The sequence below is a fragment of the Hypericibacter adhaerens genome, from assembly GCF_008728835.1.
Classification (GTDB): domain Bacteria; phylum Pseudomonadota; class Alphaproteobacteria; order Dongiales; family Dongiaceae; genus Hypericibacter; species Hypericibacter adhaerens.
Map to the genome: position 1 here is coordinate 4393124 of NZ_CP042582.1, position 18400 is coordinate 4411523.

Here is an 18400-nt window from a genome sequence, read left to right on the forward strand (position 1 = left end):
CGGCTTCATCGAAGAAGACTCAACATAAGGAGTTCACCATGACCGTTCGCGTCGCCATCAACGGGTTCGGCCGGATCGGCCGGCTGGTGCTGCGCGCCGTCCTCGAGAGCGGCCGCAAGGATATCGAGGTCGTCGCCCTCAACGATCTGGGCCCGGTCGAGACCAACGCGCATCTGCTGCGCTACGACACCGTCCATGGCCGCTTCCCGGGCGAGGTGAAGGCCAAGGAAGGCGCCATCGATGCCGGTCGCGGCTGGATGACCGTGACCGCCGAACGCGATCCGGCGAAGCTGCCCTGGTCCAAGCTCGGCGTCGACATCGCGCTCGAATGCACCGGCATCTTCACCAGCAAGGAAGCAGCCTCGAAGCATCTCGAGGCCGGCGCCAAGCGCGTGCTGATCTCGGCCCCGGCCACCGGCGCCGATCTCACCGTCGTCTATGGCGTCAACCACGACAAGCTGCAGGCAGGCCACAAGATCGTCTCCAACGCCTCCTGCACCACGAACTGCCTGGCGCCGGTCGCGGCCGTGCTGCACAAGGCGATCGGCATCGAGCGCGGCTTCATGACCACGATCCACAGCTATACCGGCGACCAGCCGGTGCTCGACACGCTGCACAAGGATCTCCACCGCGCCCGTGCCGCCGCCCTCTCCATGATCCCGACCACGACGGGCGCGGCCAAGGCCGTGGGCCTCGTGCTGCCGGAGCTCAACGGCAAGCTCGACGGCACCTCGATCCGCGTGCCCACGCCCAACGTCTCGCTGGTCGATTTCAAGTTCACCACCGCCAAGGAAACCTCGGTCGAGGCGGTCAACAAAGCGATCATGGACGCGGCCCACGGCAACGGCCCGCTCAAGGGCATCCTCGCCACCAACGACCAGCCGCTGGTGAGCTCGGACTTCAACCACAATCCCGCGAGCTCGACCTTCGACCTCAAGCAGACCCAGGTGATCGAGGGCCGCTTCGTGCGCGTCCTCTCCTGGTACGACAACGAGTGGGGTTTCTCCAATCGCATGAGCGACACCGCCGTCGCGATGGGCAAGCTGGGGTGAGGCCGGCAGGCCACGCCCAACGATGACGGTTCGCGATCTCAGATCGCGATTCTGGTTTCGATCACGTCGTAATCAGCCTGCACGCCGCCATCGGAGATATCGAGAAGTCCTGCCGCCGCGAGCGCCTGAACGTCCGCGTGGACGTTGCTGTAGTCGCGCCCCAGCGCCTTCGCCAGCGCTCGCACGCTGCTCACCTTGTGCCGACGGACGTAGCGCAGCAACTCCATCCGCTTGCCTGTCATGACGCGGGCGAGAGCATCCCAACTCTCGAACGCGAGATGGCGCTCATGAAAGGCCTCCCCGCGTTCAGCTCTGTGCCAAGCATTCACGAACCGCCGTGAAGCGTCTTCCTCCATCGCCCCGCCGACCGTGATCTTCACCTTGCTCATTTGCTGCCTCGCAAGGTCCGTATGTCGGACCAGAAATCAGCCACCAGCTGTTCGACGCTGGTGAACGCATAGGCGGTCTCTACGCCCTGAAAATGCCGATGATCGCCTTTGCCGCGTTCGTTGTCGTAACCCACCTCCCGAACGCCCGGCCGGCCGTAGAACAGCGAATATTTCAGCCCATGGACGGACGGCGGCACCGGCGACGGCACGCGCCATAACACCATCTCCACGATCGCACCGTCGTCGTAATCGATGCGCTGGTGAAAGAGCAGATCGGCCCTCACTTCAGGAGCCGATTATGGTATTAATTACCATATGGTATCAATAGCCATAATGGATGGTATAAGTTTACGGATTCGCCTGAGAACAGGGGGTTTGCAAGATTCCGCCAGCGTCAGGATTTCCCAAACCATTGGAATAAAGTCGTTTTTCAAACAATAGTTGGTTTATGGGGCGCTCGAAAAACAGGCTCGGAACAGGGGCCTATCAGGCCAATATCAAGCGCCTGACGATGGTTACGACGGGCGCGCTCGGGGCCCTCGCGATGTTGTTGTATCTAGAACAAAAAGGGAACAATGTCAAGCGGATATTGCCCTGCGCCTCCCGATCCAGAGCCGGCCGGGGGCGAAGCGGAACAGCGACGTCATCCCCGACCGCGGCCTCGAGCGCGGTCTCATCCCTCTTGATCGGACAGCGGCTCTAGCGCTTGCCGAGCGAGGAGAGATCGCGCACCGCACCACGCGAGGCGCTGGTGGCGAGCGCCGCGTAAGCGCGCAGCGCCGTCGAGACCCGGCGCTCGCGCGGCTGCGCCGGTTGCCAGCCCTTGGCGTCCATCGCCGCGCGCCGCTTCGCGAGCTCCGCTTCCGGCACGAGCAGGTCGATCTTCCGGTTGGGAATGTCGATCGAAATCCGGTCGCCCTCCTGCACCAGCCCGATCAGGCCGCCCTCGGCCGCTTCGGGCGAGACATGGCCGATCGAGAGGCCCGAGGTGCCGCCCGAGAAGCGGCCGTCGGTGACGAGCGCGCAGGATTTGCCGAGACCCTTCGCCTTGAGATAGCTGGTCGGGTAGAGCATCTCCTGCATGCCGGGCCCGCCACGCGGGCCCTCGTAGCGGATGACGACCACGTCGCCGGCCTTGATCTGGTCGCCGAGGATGCCCGCGACCGCCGCATCCTGGCTCTCGAACACGCGGGCGGGACCGGTGAAGGTCAGCGCCGAGGCATCGACGCCGGCCGTCTTCACGATGCAGCCTTCCTTCGCGATGTTGCCGTAGAGCACGGCCAAGCCCCCATCGGCGCTGTAGGCATGGCCGAGGTCGCGGATGGCGCCCTTGGCGCGATCGAGATCGAGCTGCGCATAGCGCTTGTTCTGGCTGAAGGGCTCGATGGTGCGCACATTGCCCGGGGCCGCGCGATAGAACTCGAGCACCGCGGGGTCCTGGCTGCGCCGCACGTCCCAGCGCTCGAGCGCCTCCGACAGCGACAACGCATGGACCATGCCGACCTCGTTATGCAGCAGCCCGGCCCGGTCGAGCTCGCCCAGGATCGCCATCACGCCGCCCGCGCGATGGACATCCTCCAGATGCACGTTGGGCGTCGAGGGCGCCACCTTGCAGAGATGGGGCACGCGGCGCGACAGCCGGTCGATGTCGCGCATGGTGAAATCGACCTCCGCCTCGTGGGCCGCGGCCAGGAGATGGAGCACGGTGTTGGTCGAGCCGCCCATGGCGATGTCGAGCGTCATGGCGTTCTCGAAGGCCTCGAAGGTCGCGATCGAGCGCGGCAGGACGCTGTCATCATCCGCCTCGTAATAGCGCCGCGTGATCTCGACGATCAGCGGCCCCACGTCGCAGAAGAGCTTGCGGCGATCCGCGTGGGTCGCCAGCACCGAGCCGTTGCCCGGAAGCCCCAGCCCCAGCGCCTCGACCAGGCAGTTCATCGAGTTCGCCGTGAACATGCCCGAGCAGGAGCCGCAGGTCGGGCAGGCGGAGCGCTCCACCACCTGCAGCTCCGTGTCGGAGACGCGGCGATCGGCGGCGGCGACCATGGCATCGACCAGATCGAGCGAGCGGGCCTGGTGATCGATCGTCGCCTTGCCGGCTTCCATCGGGCCGCCCGAGACGAACACGGTCGGGATGTTGAGACGGAGGGCCGCCATCAGCATGCCGGGCGTGATCTTGTCGCAATTCGAGATGCAGACCAGCGCGTCGGCGCAATGCGCGTTGACCATGTATTCGACGCTGTCCGCGATCAGGTCGCGCGAGGGCAGGCTGTAGAGCATGCCGTCATGGCCCATGGCGATGCCGTCATCGACCGCGATCGAGTGGAACTCGCGCGCGACGGCGCCCGCCTTCTCGATCTCGGCGGCGACGATCTTGCCGAGATCGCGCAGATGCACATGGCCCGGCACGAACTGGGTGAAGGAATTGGCGATGGCGATGATCGGCTTGCCGAAATCCTCGTCCTTCATGCCGGTGGCGCGCCAGAGACCGCGGGCGCCGGCCATGTTGCGGCCATGGGTGGTGGTGCGGGACCGATAAGCGGGCATGGGGAACTCCTTTGGGACGGCCGCAATGTCCGCCCGATCGGCCGCCTGATCAAGGGGCCGATGCCCGCGAGCCATGCTCCGGTCGCAAGGCAGTTCTGGTTAAAATCCCTTCAGACAGAAGGGCTGAAGGGACATTGCCGCCAAGCGGAACGGGTCAGGCGCGCCGGATCTCGATCGCGGGCGGGGTGCGCAGGGTCTGATAGACGACGCAGTAGCGCTCGGTGAGCTTCATCAGCGTCGCGAGCTTCTCCTCGTCCGCATCGCTGTCGAGCGCGAAGGCGACGCGGATCGCACGGAAGCCCACCGGCGCCTCCTTCGAGACGCCGAGCGTACCGCGGAAATCGAGATCGCCTTCGACCCTGACCGAGCCGCCGCGGATCTCGATCCCGAGCGCTGTCGCCACCGCCTTGAGCGTGACGCCGGCGCAGGCCGCCAGCGCCTCGAGCAGCATGTCGCCCGAGCAGGCCTGAAGCCCCGTGCCGCCGGTCGCGGGATGGAGGCCCGCCTCGACCAGGCCGCGGCCGGTCTCGACCTTGCAGGCGATACCCAGCTCGTCGAGCCGGCCCACGGCCTTGAGCGTGATCACCGCCGCCTCGGGCGCCTCGCGATAGCGCTCCTTGATCGGCGCCTGGATCGCCTTCAGTTCCTCTGCGCGCATGGGACATCCTCCAAGGAATAAGGTCTGCCATTTAGCGACGGTTCGGCACCCGCCGCCATCGAATCGAACCACGGCATCGCGAGCGTCGCGGGCCGGCGCGCGCTCGGTCCCGGCTCTGCTAGCATGCGCCTTGTCATGACGGTGTCCAAACCGCCCTCCCCGCTGCCCCCCGCCGTTCTCGTGCGCCATCTCGACGATGCCACGGTGACGCTCGAGGTGGCGCGCGCGCTGAAGCGTCCTGTGACATTGCTCAGCCCCGACGCGGCGGCGCTCTGGCTCGGGCCCGGCTGGCTGGTCGCGGTCGCGAAGGAAGCCGCAAAAACGGCGCCCGGCGCCAAATGCCGCATGCTGCTCGACTGCGCCGACCGCGCCGACCTCGCCCAGGCGGCGTTGCGCGACGGCACGGACGCCATCCTCTTCACCGGCAGCGCTCGGATCGCGGCGAAACTGGCGGATATCGCAACCTCTTACCGCGCGACCCTGCTGCGCAAACGGCCCCCGGCCCTGGAGCTGGCCAGGGTCCGCAGCCCCTCGGACGCCTTGCGTCAATGGTTGGGCGGGAATTGAAAAAGCGGCCTCGCTCGGCTATGACGGCCCCCGCGAAAGCCTGACTTTCGCTTCAGTTTCCGCCCGATTCCCGATGCTCCGCCGTTCCAGACCCCATCAACCGGGAGCCCGCCGCCCATGAAGATGACCCCGAAGGTCCGCAAGATCCTCTCGAACTACGAGAGCGACAATCCGGGGACCAAGGCCAACCTCGCCCGCATCCTGATGCAGGGCCGCCTGGGCGGCACCGGCCGGCTGGTGATCCTGCCGGTGGACCAGGGCTTCGAGCATGGGCCGGCGCGCAGCTTCGCTCCCAACCCCGCGGCCTACGATCCGCATTACCACTACCAGCTCGCCATCGATGCCGGGCTCTCGGCCTATGCCGCCCCGCTCGGCATGATCGAGGCGGGCGCCGACAGCTTCGCCGGCCAGATCCCGACCATCCTGAAAGTGAACAGCTCGAACAGCCTCGCCGGCGCCAAGGACCAGGCCGTCACCGGCTCGGTCGGCGATGCGCTCAAGCTCGGCTGCTCGGCCATCGGCTTCACCATCTATCCGGGCTCCGAATATTGCTTCGAGATGATGGAGGAGATCCGCGAGCTCGCCGAGGAGGCGAAGTCGGTGGGCCTCGCCGTCGTGATCTGGTCCTATCCGCGCGGCGGCGGACTCTCCAAGGACGGCGAGACCGCGATCGACATCACCGCCTATGCCGCCCATATGGCGGCGCTCCTGGGCGCGCACATCATCAAGGTGAAGCCGCCCACCGCCCATCTCGAGCAGGCCGAGGCCAAGAAGGTCTATGAGAAGGAGAAGATCCCGGTGGGCACCCTGGCCCAGCGCATCGCCCATGTGGTGCAGTCCTCCTTCAACGGAAGGCGCATCGTGGTCTTCTCGGGCGGTGCCGCGAAGGACGCGGCCGGGATCGTCGAGGAGGCGCGCGCCATCCGCGACGGCGGCGGCACCGGCTCGATCATCGGCCGCAACACCTTCCAGCGCCCGCGCGAGGAAGCGCTGAAGCTGCTCGACCAGATCATCCGCATCTACAAGGGCGAAGAGTAACCGTCCCTGGCCGCGCAAGACGCATCCGAGCCTCTCTGCCGGCTCTATCTTCCGGGCCCGTCCGTGTCACTCGACGCGGGCGGGCTCGCCGCTTTCGAGCCCCGTCTCGACCGGGCGCTGGCCGCGGGCATCGACATCGCCTGCCTCCGGCTCTCGGTCGCCGGCCTCGATGACGGCGCCGCGCGCGGGCTGCTGAAGCGCATCGCGGCCCGCGTCCAGCCCCAGGGCATCGCCCTTCTGGTCGAGGATCGCCCCGACCTGGTGGCCGCGACCGGGATCGACGGCGTCCACCTGACCGCCCTGCCGGCGAAGCCCGACCGGCTGCGCCGCGAGCTCGGGCCCGAGCGCATCCTCGGCATCGCCTGCAACCTCTCGCGCCATGACGCCATGGTCGCGGGCGAAGCCGAGGCCGACTATGTGAGCTTTGCGGGCGAGGCGGAGGACCTGATGGATCTCACCGGCTGGTGGGCCGCCCTCATGACGGTGCCTTGCGTGGCCGAAGGTGTCGCCTCGCCCGAAGAGGCCCGGAGCCTCGCCGAGGCCGGCGCCGATTTCGTTCTGCCGGCCGCCTCGCTCTGGACCCCGGACGACCCCGCCCCGGCCCTGCGGGCGCTGGCTGCGGCGATCCGCCCGCAGGCTTGAAAACCCAGCCAAACCCGCCATTTGCAGAGCGGTGGCGGCGGCGGTTTCGGGGCCTCGGGCGCGGCAATTGCGCGCCTTCCCCGGCCATTTACTCGGGGCGGGCGAGTTTGGTAGGGTCCGCGCCTCATTTTGACCCCCCATACATCTTTTAAGAACGCAAGAACGGGCGACCGACGATGAAGCTCAAGGGCAACGAAATTCGTGGCGGCAACGTCATCGAGTATAACGGCCGGCTGTGGCGGGTCGCGAAGATCCATATCGTGCAGATGGGCAATTGGCGCTCCTACCTGCAGGCCGAGCTGCGCGACATCCGCGACGGCACCAAGGTCAATGAGCGCTTCGGCTCGGGCGACGTGGTCGAGAAGGTCCAGCTCGAGGAGAAGGAGTATCAGTTCCTCTTTCAGGACGGCTCCGACTACACCTTCATGGACAACGAGACCTTCGAGCAGATCACCCTCAACGAAGAGGCGATCGGCGAACCGCATGTGTTCCTGCAGGAGAACATGACGGTCACGATCCAGAGCTATGAAGGCCAGCCTCTGAGCGTGGCGCTGCCCGGCACCGTGACCATGACCATCACCGAGGCCGATCCCGTCGTGAAGGGCCAGACCGCCTCCTCCTCCTACAAGCCCGCCAAGCTCGAGAACGGCGTGCGCATCCTGGTGCCGCCGCATATCGGCGCGGGCACGCGCGTCGTGGTCAACACCGCCGACTCCAGCTACGTCGAACGCGCCAAGGACTGAACCCCGGCTTTTCCTTTCCTCGCGGGCCTTCGGGCCCGCGATTGCTTTCGGAGCGACGGCGAATGGCGACGCGCTCGCCCATCATCAACGTCATGATCAAGGCGGTGGACCGCGCGGCGCGCGGCCTCAAGCGCGATTTCGGCGAGGTCGAGCAGCTCCAGGTCTCGCCCAAGGGGCCCAGCGACTTCGTCTCGACCGCCGATCTCAAGTCCGAGCGCGCGCTGCGCGAGGAGCTCGGCAAGGCGCGCCCGACCTATGGCTTCCTGATGGAGGAGAGCGGCGCCACGCCCGGCACCGACGGCCAGCATCGCTGGATCGTCGATCCCCTCGACGGCACCAGCAACTTCCTCCATGGGCTGCCGCATTTCTGCATCTCGGTGGCGCTGGAGCGCGCCGGCGAGATCGTGGCGGGCGTGATCCTCGATCCGGTCAAGGACGAGCTCTACTGGGCCGAGCGCGGCGTCGGCGCCTATCTCAACGATCGGCGCATCCGCGTCTCCTCGCGCCGCAACCTGGGCGAGGCGCTGCTCGCCACCGGCATCCCGTTCCAGGCCCATGGCGACCATTCGGCCTTCGCGACGGAGCTGACCGCGGTCATGCCCAAGGTCGCGGGCGTCCGGCGCTTCGGCGCGGCGGCGCTCGACCTCGCCTATGTGGCAGCCGGGCGCTATGAGGGCTTCTGGGAGAACGGGCTCAACGCCTGGGACATGGCGGCCGGGATTCTCCTGGTGCGCGAAGCCGGCGGCTATGTGACGGAGATCGACGGCGGCGAGAAGATGCTGGCTTCGGGCAGCGTGCTGGCCGCCAACGATCATCTCCATGCCACGATCCAGCGCCTGCTCTCGCCCGGCGACGCGCGGCCGCGCGGCCGCTCCTGATGCCGGCGCCGGCCCGAGTCGCGGCCCCTCTTCACGAGTCGGCAACCCTTATTTCGGCCTTATTTGCTTCACAGGATCGGCGGAAACTCCCCCGCCACTGCCGCCAAGACCCGGGCATATCGGTTGTTCGCCCGCAGGCCCTTGGCTATAGTCTTGAATCTCCAGGGGGAATAACAGCAGGCGGCCCATGCTCGGAACTCGGCGCGACGCGATGATCGATTCTGTCATTCCGGGATACGGCCTCATGCGACGGATCCGATTGGCGAGCGGGGTTGCCGCCCTGGCGCTGGGCGCCGCGCTGCCGGTCCAGGCGCAGCAATATGGCGGCGGCACCAGCGTGGTGGTGGATTACGGCGTGCTCGACCAGCTGAGCGCGGCGCCGGCATCGCCCCAGGCCCCGGGCAGCGTCCCCTCGGTCCCGGTCTATACCCAGCCCTATGGCAGCCTTCAGCCTTACGGCACGCAGCTTCAACCCTTGGGGGCGCCGCAAGCGGCGCCGGTCACGCCGGTCCAGACCGCGAGTCCCGCCGGCAGCCCCTATGACAGCGGCCAGTTGCTCCCGCCGCCGAGCACGGCACCGGTGAGCCGGCTGACGGTCCCCTACAAGCCGTCGCCCTCGGTCGCGGACAACGTGGCGACCAAGCCCAGCAGCGTGGCGGCGGCGGTCGTGAAGCCCGTGGCCTTCGTCACGCCGGCCCTGAAGCCGGCCGAGCCCGAGACCAAGCTGGCCGCGTCCGTGCCCGCATCGCCCCCGGAAACCGTCGCCGAAGCGGCGCCGGCCTCGACCGTCAGCGACAGCGGCGCCGGCGACACCGCGACCGGCAGCAGCGCCGTTCCGGTCGTGGAAGCCACGGCGACCAGCACCACCGTCGCCAGCAACGACGCGGCGACCACGACCGAGGTCTCCACAACCCAGACCGCGGCCGCCTCGACCGCCGGCACCGCGAGCTCCGCGGATGCGCCGGCCATCGCCACGGCCGCGGTGACGACCGCCAGCACGGCGGGCGCTGCCGCGGCCACCGCCGCGACCGATACGGGGGCCAGCGATACAGGCGAGGCGGCGACCACGGTCGCCCAGAACGACACCAGCACGACCGCACCCTCCGGCAGCGAGGCGCCGGCCGCCACGACGGCACCCGCGACCCAACCCTCGGGCGACGCGACCGCGCCGGCCGCGGATTCCTCGCAGACCGGCAGCACCGAGACGCCGGCGGCGGAGCCCGCCCAGGACAAGACCCAGATCCTGTTCCCCGAAGGGTCGGCCGAGCTGCCGCCCGAGGCGACGCAGCAGCTCGACACGATCGCCCAGAAGATGGACGAGAACCAGGCCCTGCGCCTCCAGCTCATGGCCTATGCCAGCGGCACCGAGGACACGGCGAGCCGCGCGCGGCGCATCTCGCTTTCGCGCGCGCTGGCCGTGCGCGCCTACCTGATCGACAAGGGAATTCGCAGCACGCGCATGGATGTGCGCGCGCTGGGCAACAAGGTCGAGGGCGACCCCGCCGACCGCGTCGATATCGTGACCCTGACTCCCGGAGGCTGAGGTTGCGCCGCCGAGCCTGCCGCGGCGCGACAGGCCGCCCCCGAAGCCACCCCACCATGCCAGCCGAGCGCGAGGTGTAGAGGCCGCCCATGACCCCACCCCGGCGATATCTCCTCCTGATGGCTTTCAGCGTGCTCGCCGTCGCCGTGGTGGCAGGCCTGCTGGCGGGGCCCCTCGCCCGCGCCTTCTCCTACAATCCGGGCCTCAACAGCGGCATCCTGCTGGTACTCCTGACCGGCATCGGCTTCATCTTCTGGCAGGTGATCGCGCTCTACCGCGAGATCGAATGGATCGAGCTCTATAAGCGCGGCAACGTCATCACCTCCTCGATGCATCCGCGGCTGCTGGCGCCGATGGCGGCGATGATCGGCGACCGGCAGGGAAGGCTGCGGCTCAACGCGCAGGGGCTGCGATCGCTCCTCGACGGCATCCAGTCGCGCCTGTCGGAATCGCACGACATCTCGCGCTACATGATCGGGCTCCTGGTGTTCTTAGGATTGCTCGGCACCTTCTGGGGCCTCCTGGGCACGATCCGCGCCGTGGCCGACGCCATCACCGCGATCAGCGTCAATCCCGGGGCCGATGTCGGCGTGCTCTTCAACCAGCTCAAGGCCAACCTGCAGGCCCCGCTCTCGGGCATGGGCACCGCCTTCAGCGCCTCGATGTTCGGCCTCGCCGGCTCGCTCCTGCTGGGCTTCCTCGAGCTGCAGGCGAGCCAGGCGCAGAACCGCTTCTATAACGAGCTCGAGGACTGGCTCGCCGGCCAGACGCGGCTCTCGACCGGCGGCCCGCTCGCCGATGGCGAGCAGCCGGTGCCGGCCTATATCCAGGCCCTGCTCGAGCAGACGGCCGAAGGCCTCGACAATTTCCAGCGGCTGCTGAGCCAGTCCGAGGATGCGCGCCAGCAATCGAACAACGTGACCAAGACGCTGGTCGACCGCCTGTCGCTGCTGGCCGAGCAGATGCGCACCGAGCAGCAGCTCATGGTCAAGATCGCCGAGAGCCAGTCGGCGCTGCAGCCGGTGCTGACTGCGCTTTCCGACAACCTGAAGCGCGGTTCCTTCGGCATCGACGACCAGAGCCGCACGCATCTGCGCAATCTCGATCACAATTTCGGCCGGCTGATCGAGGAAGTGTCCAAGGGCCGGCAGACGGCGGTGGGCGAGATCCGCAGCGAGATCAAGCTGCTCGCCCGCACCATCGCGGCGCTCGCCGAGCAGGGCCAGTAGCCCCGCGATGGCCGGCCTCGCCCGCAGCCAAAGGCGGCCTTTCGAGCCCTGGCCCGCCTATGTGGACGTCCTCAGCACCCTGCTGATGGTCGTCATCTTCGTGCTGATGGTCTTCGTCGTCGCGCAGTTCTTCCTCTCCGACGCGCTCTCGGGCCGCAACAAGGCCTTGGAGCAGATGAGCCAGCAGCTCTCGGAGCTTTCCGACCTGCTGGCGATGGAGCGCAAGACCACGGCCGACCTCCGGCTCAACCTCGCCGAGATCTCGACTCAGCTCCAGACCTCGGTGCAGGATCGCGACACGCTGGCCCAGCAGCTCGCGGCCGTCACCGGCGAGCGCGACGCGCTCAAGGCCGGCGGGGCCGCGGCCGACGACAAGCTCGCCGACGCCTACAAGACGATCGAGGCCGACAAGCAGAAGATCGAAGCGCTCCTGGGCGACATCGCCGCGCTGCAGAGCCTGCGCGACGATCTGATGAGGAAGCTCGACGCAGGCCAGGCCGAGAACCAGCAGAAGCTCGCCGATGCCGAGAAGCTGACCGACGACCAGCAACGCGAGATCGAGATCATGAACCGGCAGCTCACGGCCCTGCGCCAGCAGCTGGCGCGGCTCTCCGTGGCGCTCGACGTCTCGCAGGCCAATGTCGAGCAGCAGAACGTCCAGATCGCCGATCTCGGCAAGAAGCTCAATGTGGCGCTCGCCGGCAAGGTCGAGGAGCTGGCGCGCTACCGCTCCGAGTTCTTCGGCAAGCTGCGCGAGGTGCTGGGCGACCGGCCCGACGTGCGCATCGTCGGCGACCGTTTCGTGTTCCAGTCGGAGGTGCTCTTCGCCAGCGGCTCGGCCGATCTGGGCGATCCCGGCCGCGACCAGCTCGCCAAGTTCGCGGCGACGCTCATCGACATCACCGCCAAGATCCCGACCGACATCAACTGGGTGCTACGGGTCGACGGCCACACCGACAAGCGCCCGATCAGCAACCCGCAATTCGCCTCGAACTGGGAGCTCTCGACCGCGCGCGCCATCGCCGTGGTGAAATTCATGATCTCCCAGGGCGTCCCGCCCGAGCGCCTCGTCGCCGCCGGCTATGGCGAGTTCCAGCCGCTCGACGCCGGCGAGAACGGGGACGCCTACGCCCGCAACCGCCGCATCGAGCTCAAGCTCGATCAGCGGTAGGAGCGGGCGACCGCACAGCGAGCATCGGGACGGCAACGAACGGCCGCCGTCCGTCCGCCAGACTTTCGCCGCCGATCAGATAGCCTCGATGCTCAACCGTCCCTGCCGTCGGGCGCGGGGCTTGCGGATCACGATCTCGACATCCCGGCCGAGAGATGTGAGAAGGCGCAGCAGGCGCTCCACGGAGTAATCGCGGAAATTGCCTCGCAGCAGGCGCGAGACGTCGGGCTGAGAGATACCCAGGATTTCCGCGACACGCACCTGGGTCAGGCGACGCTCGCGGATGATCTGGTCAATCCGGCTGACAAGCCCGGCCTTCAGAAGGTGCAGATCGGGATCCGGCCGGCCAAGATCTGCAAAGACATTGCCGGAGCTGCGCTCGATACGGGTGTCGCCTTTCCCGCTCATCGCTTCAAACCCTTTCCGTAAGTCGCTTGGTAGTGCTGTTCCGCCGCCTTGAGCCTTCGCTTCACCAGGTCGATCTCGGCCTTTGGTGTAGCGATGCCTCGCTTTGACTTCTTCTGGAAGGCATGAAGCACATAAACCGCATCACGGAACCTGACCAGGTAAACGGCCCGATAGCTGTTCGCATCGAAGTCCGATACGACTTCCAAGATGCCCGAACCAAGGCCCGTCAGCGGCTTGGCATCGCGGTGTTTCGATCCGAGTTGCGCTTGATAGAGGGCAAAGCCGATATGATCCTGAACGTCGTCAGGAAACCCTCTTAAATCGTCCCTGCTCGACCCGACCCATTCCAAAGGCCGTGCCGGTCCGTCTTCCATGGTTTATTATGGTGCTTCCACCATAATATTACAAGGAGCAAATACCCGCGCGCTTCGGGCTAGCCCACGATAGGACCCGGCGTGGGTGATGACGGGAGAAACTACCCCCGCGCCGCCTGGGCGGCCGCGAGGGGCTGGTCGAACTGGAGCGTGGCCAGGCGCTTATAGAGGCCGTCCATGCGCATGAGGTCGGCATGGCTGCCGGTGGCCACCACGCGGCCCTGGTCGAGCACGACGATGCGGTCGGCCTTGAGCACGGTGGCGAGGCGATGCGCGATGACGAGGGTGGTGCGACGCGTCATGAGTTTTTCCAGCGCCTCCTGCACGCGGCGCTCGCTTTCGGCATCGAGCGCGCTGGTCGCCTCGTCGAGCAGCAGCACGGCGGGATCGCGCAGGATCGCGCGGGCGATGGCGACACGCTGGCGCTGGCCGCCCGAGAGCCGCACGCCGCGCTCGCCGAGCTCGGTATCGAGCCCCTGCGGCAGCTGGCGCGCGAATTCCAGCACGTAGGCCGCCTCGGCCGCCGCCTCGACCTCCTCGTCGCTGGCGCCGGGCCGGCCATAGCGGATGTTCTCGCGCATCGAGCCCGAGAAGATCACCGGCTCCTGCGGCACCAGCCCGAGACGCGCGCGCACCGCGGCCGGGTCGGCTTGGCGCAGATCGATGCCGTCGAGCCGGACGGCGCCTTCCTGCGGGTCGTAGAAGCGCAAGAGCAGCTGGAACAGCGTGGTCTTGCCCGCCCCGGAAGGGCCGACCAGCGCCACGGTCTCGCCCTTCTCGACCGTGAAGCTCACATGATCGAGCGCCGCGCGATCGGGCCGGCTGGGATAGAAGAAGCGCAGATTCTCGAAGGCGAGCCTGCCCTGCGGCGGCTCGGGCAGCGCCACCGGCATCGAGGGCGCCCGGATTTCGGGCTCGGCCTGCAGCAGCTCGGAGAGGCGCTCCATGGCGCCGGCCGCGCGCTGGAGATCGCCATAGACCTCGCTGATGGAGCCGACCGAGCCCGCCACCACCACCGCATAGAACACGAAGGCCGAGAGCTGGCCGGCGCTGATGCGCCCCGCCAGCACGTCATGGCCGCCGATCCAGAGGATCACGCTGATGGCGCCGAAGACCAGGAAGATCACCAGCGCCGTCAGGAGCGCGCGGGCCCGGATATAGGAGAGCGCCGTCTGGAAGGTGGCCTCGACCCGGCCGCCGAAGCGCCGGCGATCCTCCGCCTCGTGGTTGAAGGCCTGCACGATGCGGATCTCCTGCAGCACCTCGTTCGCCTCGGCGCTGATGGCGGCGATCTGGTCCTGCGTGGCACGCGAGCGCTTGCGCACCATGCGGCCGAACACCACGATCGGCAGGATCACCAGCGGCACCACGAGGAAGACGAGGCCGGTGAGCTTGGCGCTGGTGATCGCCAGCATCGCCGCTCCGCCCAGGAACATGAGGCCGTTGCGCAGCGCCACCGAGACCGAGGATCCCACCACCACCTGCAGCAAGGTCGTGTCGGTGGTGAGCCGCGAGAGCACCTCGCCCGCGCGCGTGGTCTCGAAATAGGTCGGGCTCAGCGTCACCACATGGTCGAACACCGCGCGGCGCACATCGGCGACCACGCGCTCGCCGACCCAGGAGACCAGCGAGTAGCGCGCATAGGTCGCGACCGCGAGCAGCGCCGTCACGCCGATCATGAGGATCACGGCCTTGTCGAGCAGGGTCGTGTCGCCGGTGCCGAAGCCGCTGTCGATCAGGCTGCGCAGCCCCTGCCCCAGCCCCAGCACGGTGAAGGCGGCGACGATGAGCGCGATCGAGGCGCCCACGAGCTGCAGCTTGTAGGGCCTGAGGAAGCGGGCGAGCTGCCAGAGCGTGCCGAGCTTGCGGCTGCCGGGCCGGCCGGCATCGCGGGCACGGGTGCTGGTGCTGGTCTGATAGGTCATGCTGTCGCTCGCGTCCCTGCCCGTCTTTCAGTCGAAGGCCAGCGTGGTGTTCAGCTCGCGCGCCAGGAGGTCCTGCAGCCGCTCGCCGCCCTTGGTCGCGACCCATTGTCCGGGCGCTCGCGGATCGGCATCGAAATGCCAGGCGCCGCTCCTGGGCGAGGAAAGCCAGATCTGCCGGTTCGGCCGGTGCATGTTGAAGAGGTAGGTGCCGCCCGTCTCGAGCTCGACCGTCAGGATCCCGCCCTGGAGATCCACCTCGGCCTCGTCGCCGAGCGCCTCCTCCAGCGCCGTCATCAATTGCTGCAGCGTCTTCTCGGCGGCGCGCTCGAAGCTGGTTTCGTCCATCGGCGGCATGTGCAAAAGAGGAGTTCCCGGAGACCCAGTCCCGGGCGCCTGTCGGCCGGCTCCCGGGCGCTCCTGATTAGGCCTCCCGGGCGCCCTTGGCAAGGCGGCGCCGGGTCACGGGGCCGTGAGCCAAGCCCATGAAGGACAATGCGTTTTTTGGCCGCAGGCCGGACTTCCCGCAGAACTGTTGCGTTCCGGGCGGGGCTTGGCCTATAACCCGCCCCTCTCGCGACGGAGCGCCAGGATCATGAAGAAGGACATCCATCCCGATTATCACGAGATCACCATCGTGATGACCGACGGCACGAGCTACAAGACGCGTTCGACCTACGGCAAGGCCGGGGACACGCTGCGGCTCGACATCGATCCGAAGTCGCATCCGGCCTGGACCGGCATCCATCGCCTGGTGGATAGCGGCGGCCAGCTCGCCAAGTTCAAGAAGCGGTTCTCGGGCCTCGGCATCAAGAACTGACGCCGATCCTCTTCCGGCTGCAAGTTTCCGGGGCGCCCTCCGATGGAGCGGCGTCCCGTTTCGTTTCAGGCCCGGATCGAGGCGCTCAGTGCCGCGTCGCCGGCAACCCCGGGCCGGTCGCGAGGCCGGCGGCCATGTCGTCGAGCCGCGCGACGCGGTTATAGAGGCTGAGGCTGCGCGACAGCAGCGCCTGGAGCCGCTGCGGCAAGCCCAACTCGCTCCACGGCCCTTCGATCTCGCAGACATTCCGCCCGCCGAGCCGGTGCTCGGGCTTCACCGCGTCGTCGCGGGTGAGCTCGCCGGCATGGACCGCCTTCTGCACCAGGAGCCAGGCCATGATCTGGGTGAGCCGCGCCGTGAGCCGCATGGATTCGCAGCTCGTCACCAGCTCGACCGCGGCCCGGCTCACGCTCGCCGACTGGCCTTGGCGCTCGGCGAAATATTCGCGGGCCTCGCGGATCAGCAGGAGGGTCTCGTCATAGGTGCGGTCGAAAAAGGCGACCGGCGTCGGGCTTTTCGTCATTGGCAGGCGTTGTCCTGATTTTCCGCCGAACGGGCAGATCGAGGCCGGCGCGTTTGTCCCGCGCTCTTTCGTCGGCGTTCCCCTGGTAGGCCGGCGGGCGTGCTCGCCCAGCCTGACCCGCCGGCATTAAGAAACTCTTTGACGCGGGATGCAAGATGAAAGCTTCGTGACGGGGTGCCTTAAATCTCGGCATTTCAAGCCCTTCGCCCCCCTTGCAGTCGGATAAACCCTTCCTATATCGGGGTTGTCGGGCGCCGATGACCGGGCCCGGCGGACGACCGTAACGGCCGAGGATCGACTCTCCAGAGTGACCCTCGGGATCGGAACCCATATGGCTCAAAGGAGAATATGGCCATGCGTACTTTCGATTTTTCCCCGCTCTACCGCTCCACTGTCGGCTTCGACAGCATGACGCGTCTGCTCGAATCGGCGCTGCGCGCCGATGAGGGCCAGAGTTCCTATCCGCCCTACAATATCGAGAAGACCGGCGAGAACGCCTACCGCATCACCATGGCGGTGGCGGGCTTCGGCGAGAACGACATCACCATCACGGCCCAGGACAACAGCCTGGTCGTGACCGGCAAGATCGCCAAGACCGAGGAGAACACGAAGTTCCTCCATCGCGGCATCGCCGGCCGGGCCTTCGAGCGGCGCTTCGAGCTCGCGGAACATATCCGCGTCGCCGGGGCCAGCCTCGTGAACGGCCTGCTCCATGTCGATCTCGTCAAGGAAGTGCCGGAGGCGAAGAAGCCCCGCACCGTCAAGATCGAGACCACGGCGCCGAAGTCGGCGACCGTGCTCGAGAACCAGGCGGCCTGACGCCATTCTCGACCGAGACCGCGCTCGCTTGATCGGGCGCGAATGAAGGAGAGCCGGACGAGCGATCGTCCGGCTCTTTTCGTTTGGGCCGGAGGAGCACGGCCGCCATCACATATTTCTTCGTCACCCCCGCGAAAGCGGGGGCCCAAGTCGATGCCCTGCTTTGGCCCACCCATGGATCCCCGCTTTCGCGGGGATGACGGGGGCCGTGCGGTGATGACGACGAAGACGCGGCGAGAGCGATACAGCAGCCGCGCGGCCTCGCCTCGCCCCTACCCTAGCAGCGTCTTCAGCGCCGCGATCGTCTCGTTCGCGCGTTCGGTCTGCATCATGTGGCCCGTCTCGGGCAGCACGATCTGGCGGGCATCGGCGAGGGCTTCCTTCAGCGGTGCCGCGCCCTTGATCGGCGTCATGCGGTCTTCGGCGCCAAGGATCAGCAGTGTCGGGCAGCGGACCTTGGCGGCGGCCGCGAGCGCGCCCTGATAGGCGTCGCAGGCGGCGAGATCGTTCGCGAGCGCGCCCTTGGGCCCGCGTTCCAGCACGCGCACCCCGCCGCCCAGGGTCCAGAGACCCGGCGCGCGCTGGCCGCCGATGGTGCCGACCGGCCCATGGGCCCAGGAGACGATCATGTCGATCGCGCGGTGGTCGTTGGCGCGCGCCGCCGACAGAAGATCGGGATGGACCGGCATGCGCGTGGCCGCGCCCAGGAGCGCCAGGCTCTTCACCCGCTCCGGCGCCTGGGCCGCCGCCTCGAGCGCGATCAGCGCCCCCATGCTGTGGCCCGCGAGCGCCAGCGACTGGAGCTTCGCGGCTTCGGCCAGCTTCAGCACCCATTCGCCCATGGCCGGAATCGTCTCCAGCAAGGGCCCCTCGCTGCCGCCATGGCCCGGCAGATCCGGCACCAGCACGGCACGGCCGTGATTGGCGAAATAACGCGCGAGCGTGCTCCAAACGCTGTGATCCATGCCGGCGCCATGGATGAAGATCAGTCCCGGCTGCGCCGGATCGAACTCATGCCCGCCGGTCGAGGCCTCGACCTTGCGGCCGTTCACCGTGAAATGGAGTGCCATGGTGCCC

At 67.7% G+C, this 18400-nt stretch carries 21 protein-coding genes; 11 read left to right on the forward strand and 10 right to left on the reverse strand.

Translation table 11 applies throughout. The features are described from left to right. The first annotated feature begins 38 nt into the window (after positions 1-38). A complete protein-coding gene (gap, locus tag FRZ61_RS19680) occupies positions 39-1052 on the forward strand; it encodes a type I glyceraldehyde-3-phosphate dehydrogenase (RefSeq protein ID WP_151119331.1) in 1014 nt (337 codons plus the stop codon). A 38-nt stretch (positions 1053-1090) separates the two neighbouring features. Here the strand turns inward: gap and FRZ61_RS19685 are convergent, their stop codons facing one another. The 4 genes from FRZ61_RS19685 to FRZ61_RS19700 form a co-directional block, all read right to left on the reverse strand. Continuing rightward, on the reverse strand, positions 1091-1441 hold the full coding sequence (locus FRZ61_RS19685; RefSeq protein ID WP_191909113.1) for an HVO_A0114 family putative DNA-binding protein: 351 nt from the start codon (positions 1439-1441) through the stop codon (positions 1091-1093). Continuing rightward, positions 1438-1725, reverse strand: a complete 288-nt coding sequence (locus FRZ61_RS19690) for a toxin-antitoxin system TumE family protein (protein WP_151119332.1) — start codon at positions 1723-1725, stop codon at positions 1438-1440. Before FRZ61_RS19690 ends, FRZ61_RS19685 begins: the two co-directional genes overlap by 4 nt. 415 nt (positions 1726-2140) lie before the next feature. After that, positions 2141-3988, reverse strand: a complete 1848-nt coding sequence (gene ilvD, locus FRZ61_RS19695; RefSeq protein WP_151119333.1) for a dihydroxy-acid dehydratase — start codon at positions 3986-3988, stop codon at positions 2141-2143. Between the two features lie 154 nt (positions 3989-4142). Beyond that, positions 4143-4646 (reverse strand): OsmC family protein, encoded by a 504-nt coding sequence (locus tag FRZ61_RS19700; protein ID WP_151119334.1) that lies wholly within the window; start codon positions 4644-4646, stop codon positions 4143-4145. Between the two features lie 135 nt (positions 4647-4781). Here FRZ61_RS19700 and FRZ61_RS19705 point away from each other — a divergent pair, with 135 nt between their 5' ends. The 8 genes from FRZ61_RS19705 to FRZ61_RS19740 all read left to right on the forward strand — a co-directional run bounded on the left by FRZ61_RS19705 (position 4782) and on the right by FRZ61_RS19740 (position 12457). Beyond that, positions 4782-5213, forward strand: a complete 432-nt coding sequence (locus tag FRZ61_RS19705; RefSeq protein ID WP_151119335.1) for a class II fructose-bisphosphate aldolase — start codon at positions 4782-4784, stop codon at positions 5211-5213. 117 nt (positions 5214-5330) lie between these two features. Further along, positions 5331-6251 carry a class I fructose-bisphosphate aldolase gene (locus tag FRZ61_RS19710; protein WP_151119336.1) on the forward strand — a complete coding sequence of 307 codons (921 nt, stop codon included), beginning with the start codon at positions 5331-5333 and terminating at the stop codon, positions 6249-6251. 63 nt (positions 6252-6314) lie between these two features. Then, the gene (locus FRZ61_RS19715) at positions 6315-6893 is read left to right on the forward strand and encodes a thiamine phosphate synthase (RefSeq protein WP_191909114.1); all 579 of its coding nucleotides are present in this window, start codon (positions 6315-6317) and stop codon (positions 6891-6893) included. A 176-nt stretch (positions 6894-7069) separates the two neighbouring features. After that, the gene (gene efp / locus FRZ61_RS19720) at positions 7070-7636 is read left to right on the forward strand and encodes an elongation factor P (protein ID WP_151119338.1); all 567 of its coding nucleotides are present in this window, start codon (positions 7070-7072) and stop codon (positions 7634-7636) included. Between the two features lie 62 nt (positions 7637-7698). Further along, on the forward strand, positions 7699-8514 hold the full coding sequence (locus FRZ61_RS19725; RefSeq protein WP_151119339.1) for an inositol monophosphatase family protein: 816 nt from the start codon (positions 7699-7701) through the stop codon (positions 8512-8514). Between the two features lie 244 nt (positions 8515-8758). After that, positions 8759-10057, forward strand: a complete 1299-nt coding sequence (locus FRZ61_RS19730; RefSeq protein ID WP_151119340.1) for an OmpA family protein — start codon at positions 8759-8761, stop codon at positions 10055-10057. Between the two features lie 89 nt (positions 10058-10146). Further along, a complete protein-coding gene (locus tag FRZ61_RS19735) occupies positions 10147-11286 on the forward strand; it encodes a flagellar motor protein MotA (RefSeq protein WP_151119341.1) in 1140 nt (379 codons plus the stop codon). 7 nt (positions 11287-11293) lie between these two features. After that, positions 11294-12457 (forward strand): peptidoglycan -binding protein, encoded by a 1164-nt coding sequence (locus tag FRZ61_RS19740; RefSeq protein WP_151119342.1) that lies wholly within the window; start codon positions 11294-11296, stop codon positions 12455-12457. A 75-nt stretch (positions 12458-12532) separates the two neighbouring features. Here the strand turns inward: FRZ61_RS19740 and FRZ61_RS19745 are convergent, their stop codons facing one another. The 4 genes from FRZ61_RS19745 to cyaY form a co-directional block, all read right to left on the reverse strand. Next, a complete protein-coding gene (locus tag FRZ61_RS19745) occupies positions 12533-12865 on the reverse strand; it encodes a helix-turn-helix domain-containing protein (protein ID WP_151119343.1) in 333 nt (110 codons plus the stop codon). After that, positions 12862-13239, reverse strand: a complete 378-nt coding sequence (locus FRZ61_RS19750; RefSeq protein WP_151119344.1) for a type II toxin-antitoxin system RelE/ParE family toxin — start codon at positions 13237-13239, stop codon at positions 12862-12864. Before FRZ61_RS19750 ends, FRZ61_RS19745 begins: the two co-directional genes overlap by 4 nt. Positions 13240-13340: 101 nt before the next feature. Next, entirely contained in the window at positions 13341-15164 is a 1824-nt protein-coding gene (locus FRZ61_RS19755; protein ID WP_151119345.1) for an ABC transporter transmembrane domain-containing protein, read from the reverse strand. Positions 15165-15191: 27 nt separating this feature from the next. Then, positions 15192-15518, reverse strand: a complete 327-nt coding sequence (gene cyaY, locus FRZ61_RS19760) for an iron donor protein CyaY (RefSeq protein WP_151119346.1) — start codon at positions 15516-15518, stop codon at positions 15192-15194. Between the two features lie 238 nt (positions 15519-15756). Between cyaY and rpmE the strand changes: the two genes are divergently transcribed. Beyond that, positions 15757-15981: a 50S ribosomal protein L31 gene (gene rpmE / locus FRZ61_RS19765; protein WP_151119347.1), complete on the forward strand. Its 225-nt coding sequence runs from the start codon at positions 15757-15759 to the stop codon at positions 15979-15981. A gap of 85 nt (positions 15982-16066) precedes the next feature. Here rpmE and FRZ61_RS19770 read toward each other — a convergent pair whose 3' ends face one another. Further along, entirely contained in the window at positions 16067-16504 is a 438-nt protein-coding gene (locus FRZ61_RS19770; protein WP_151119348.1) for a DUF1465 family protein, read from the reverse strand. Between the two features lie 354 nt (positions 16505-16858). Here FRZ61_RS19770 and FRZ61_RS19775 point away from each other — a divergent pair, with 354 nt between their 5' ends. Further along, a complete protein-coding gene (locus tag FRZ61_RS19775; protein ID WP_151119349.1) occupies positions 16859-17323 on the forward strand; it encodes an Hsp20 family protein in 465 nt (154 codons plus the stop codon). 272 nt (positions 17324-17595) lie between these two features. On the opposite strand, the gene FRZ61_RS19780 is transcribed toward FRZ61_RS19775, so the two are convergent. Beyond that, on the reverse strand, positions 17596-18393 hold the full coding sequence (locus tag FRZ61_RS19780; RefSeq protein WP_151119350.1) for an alpha/beta fold hydrolase: 798 nt from the start codon (positions 18391-18393) through the stop codon (positions 17596-17598). Positions 18394-18400: the final 7 nt, after the last annotated feature.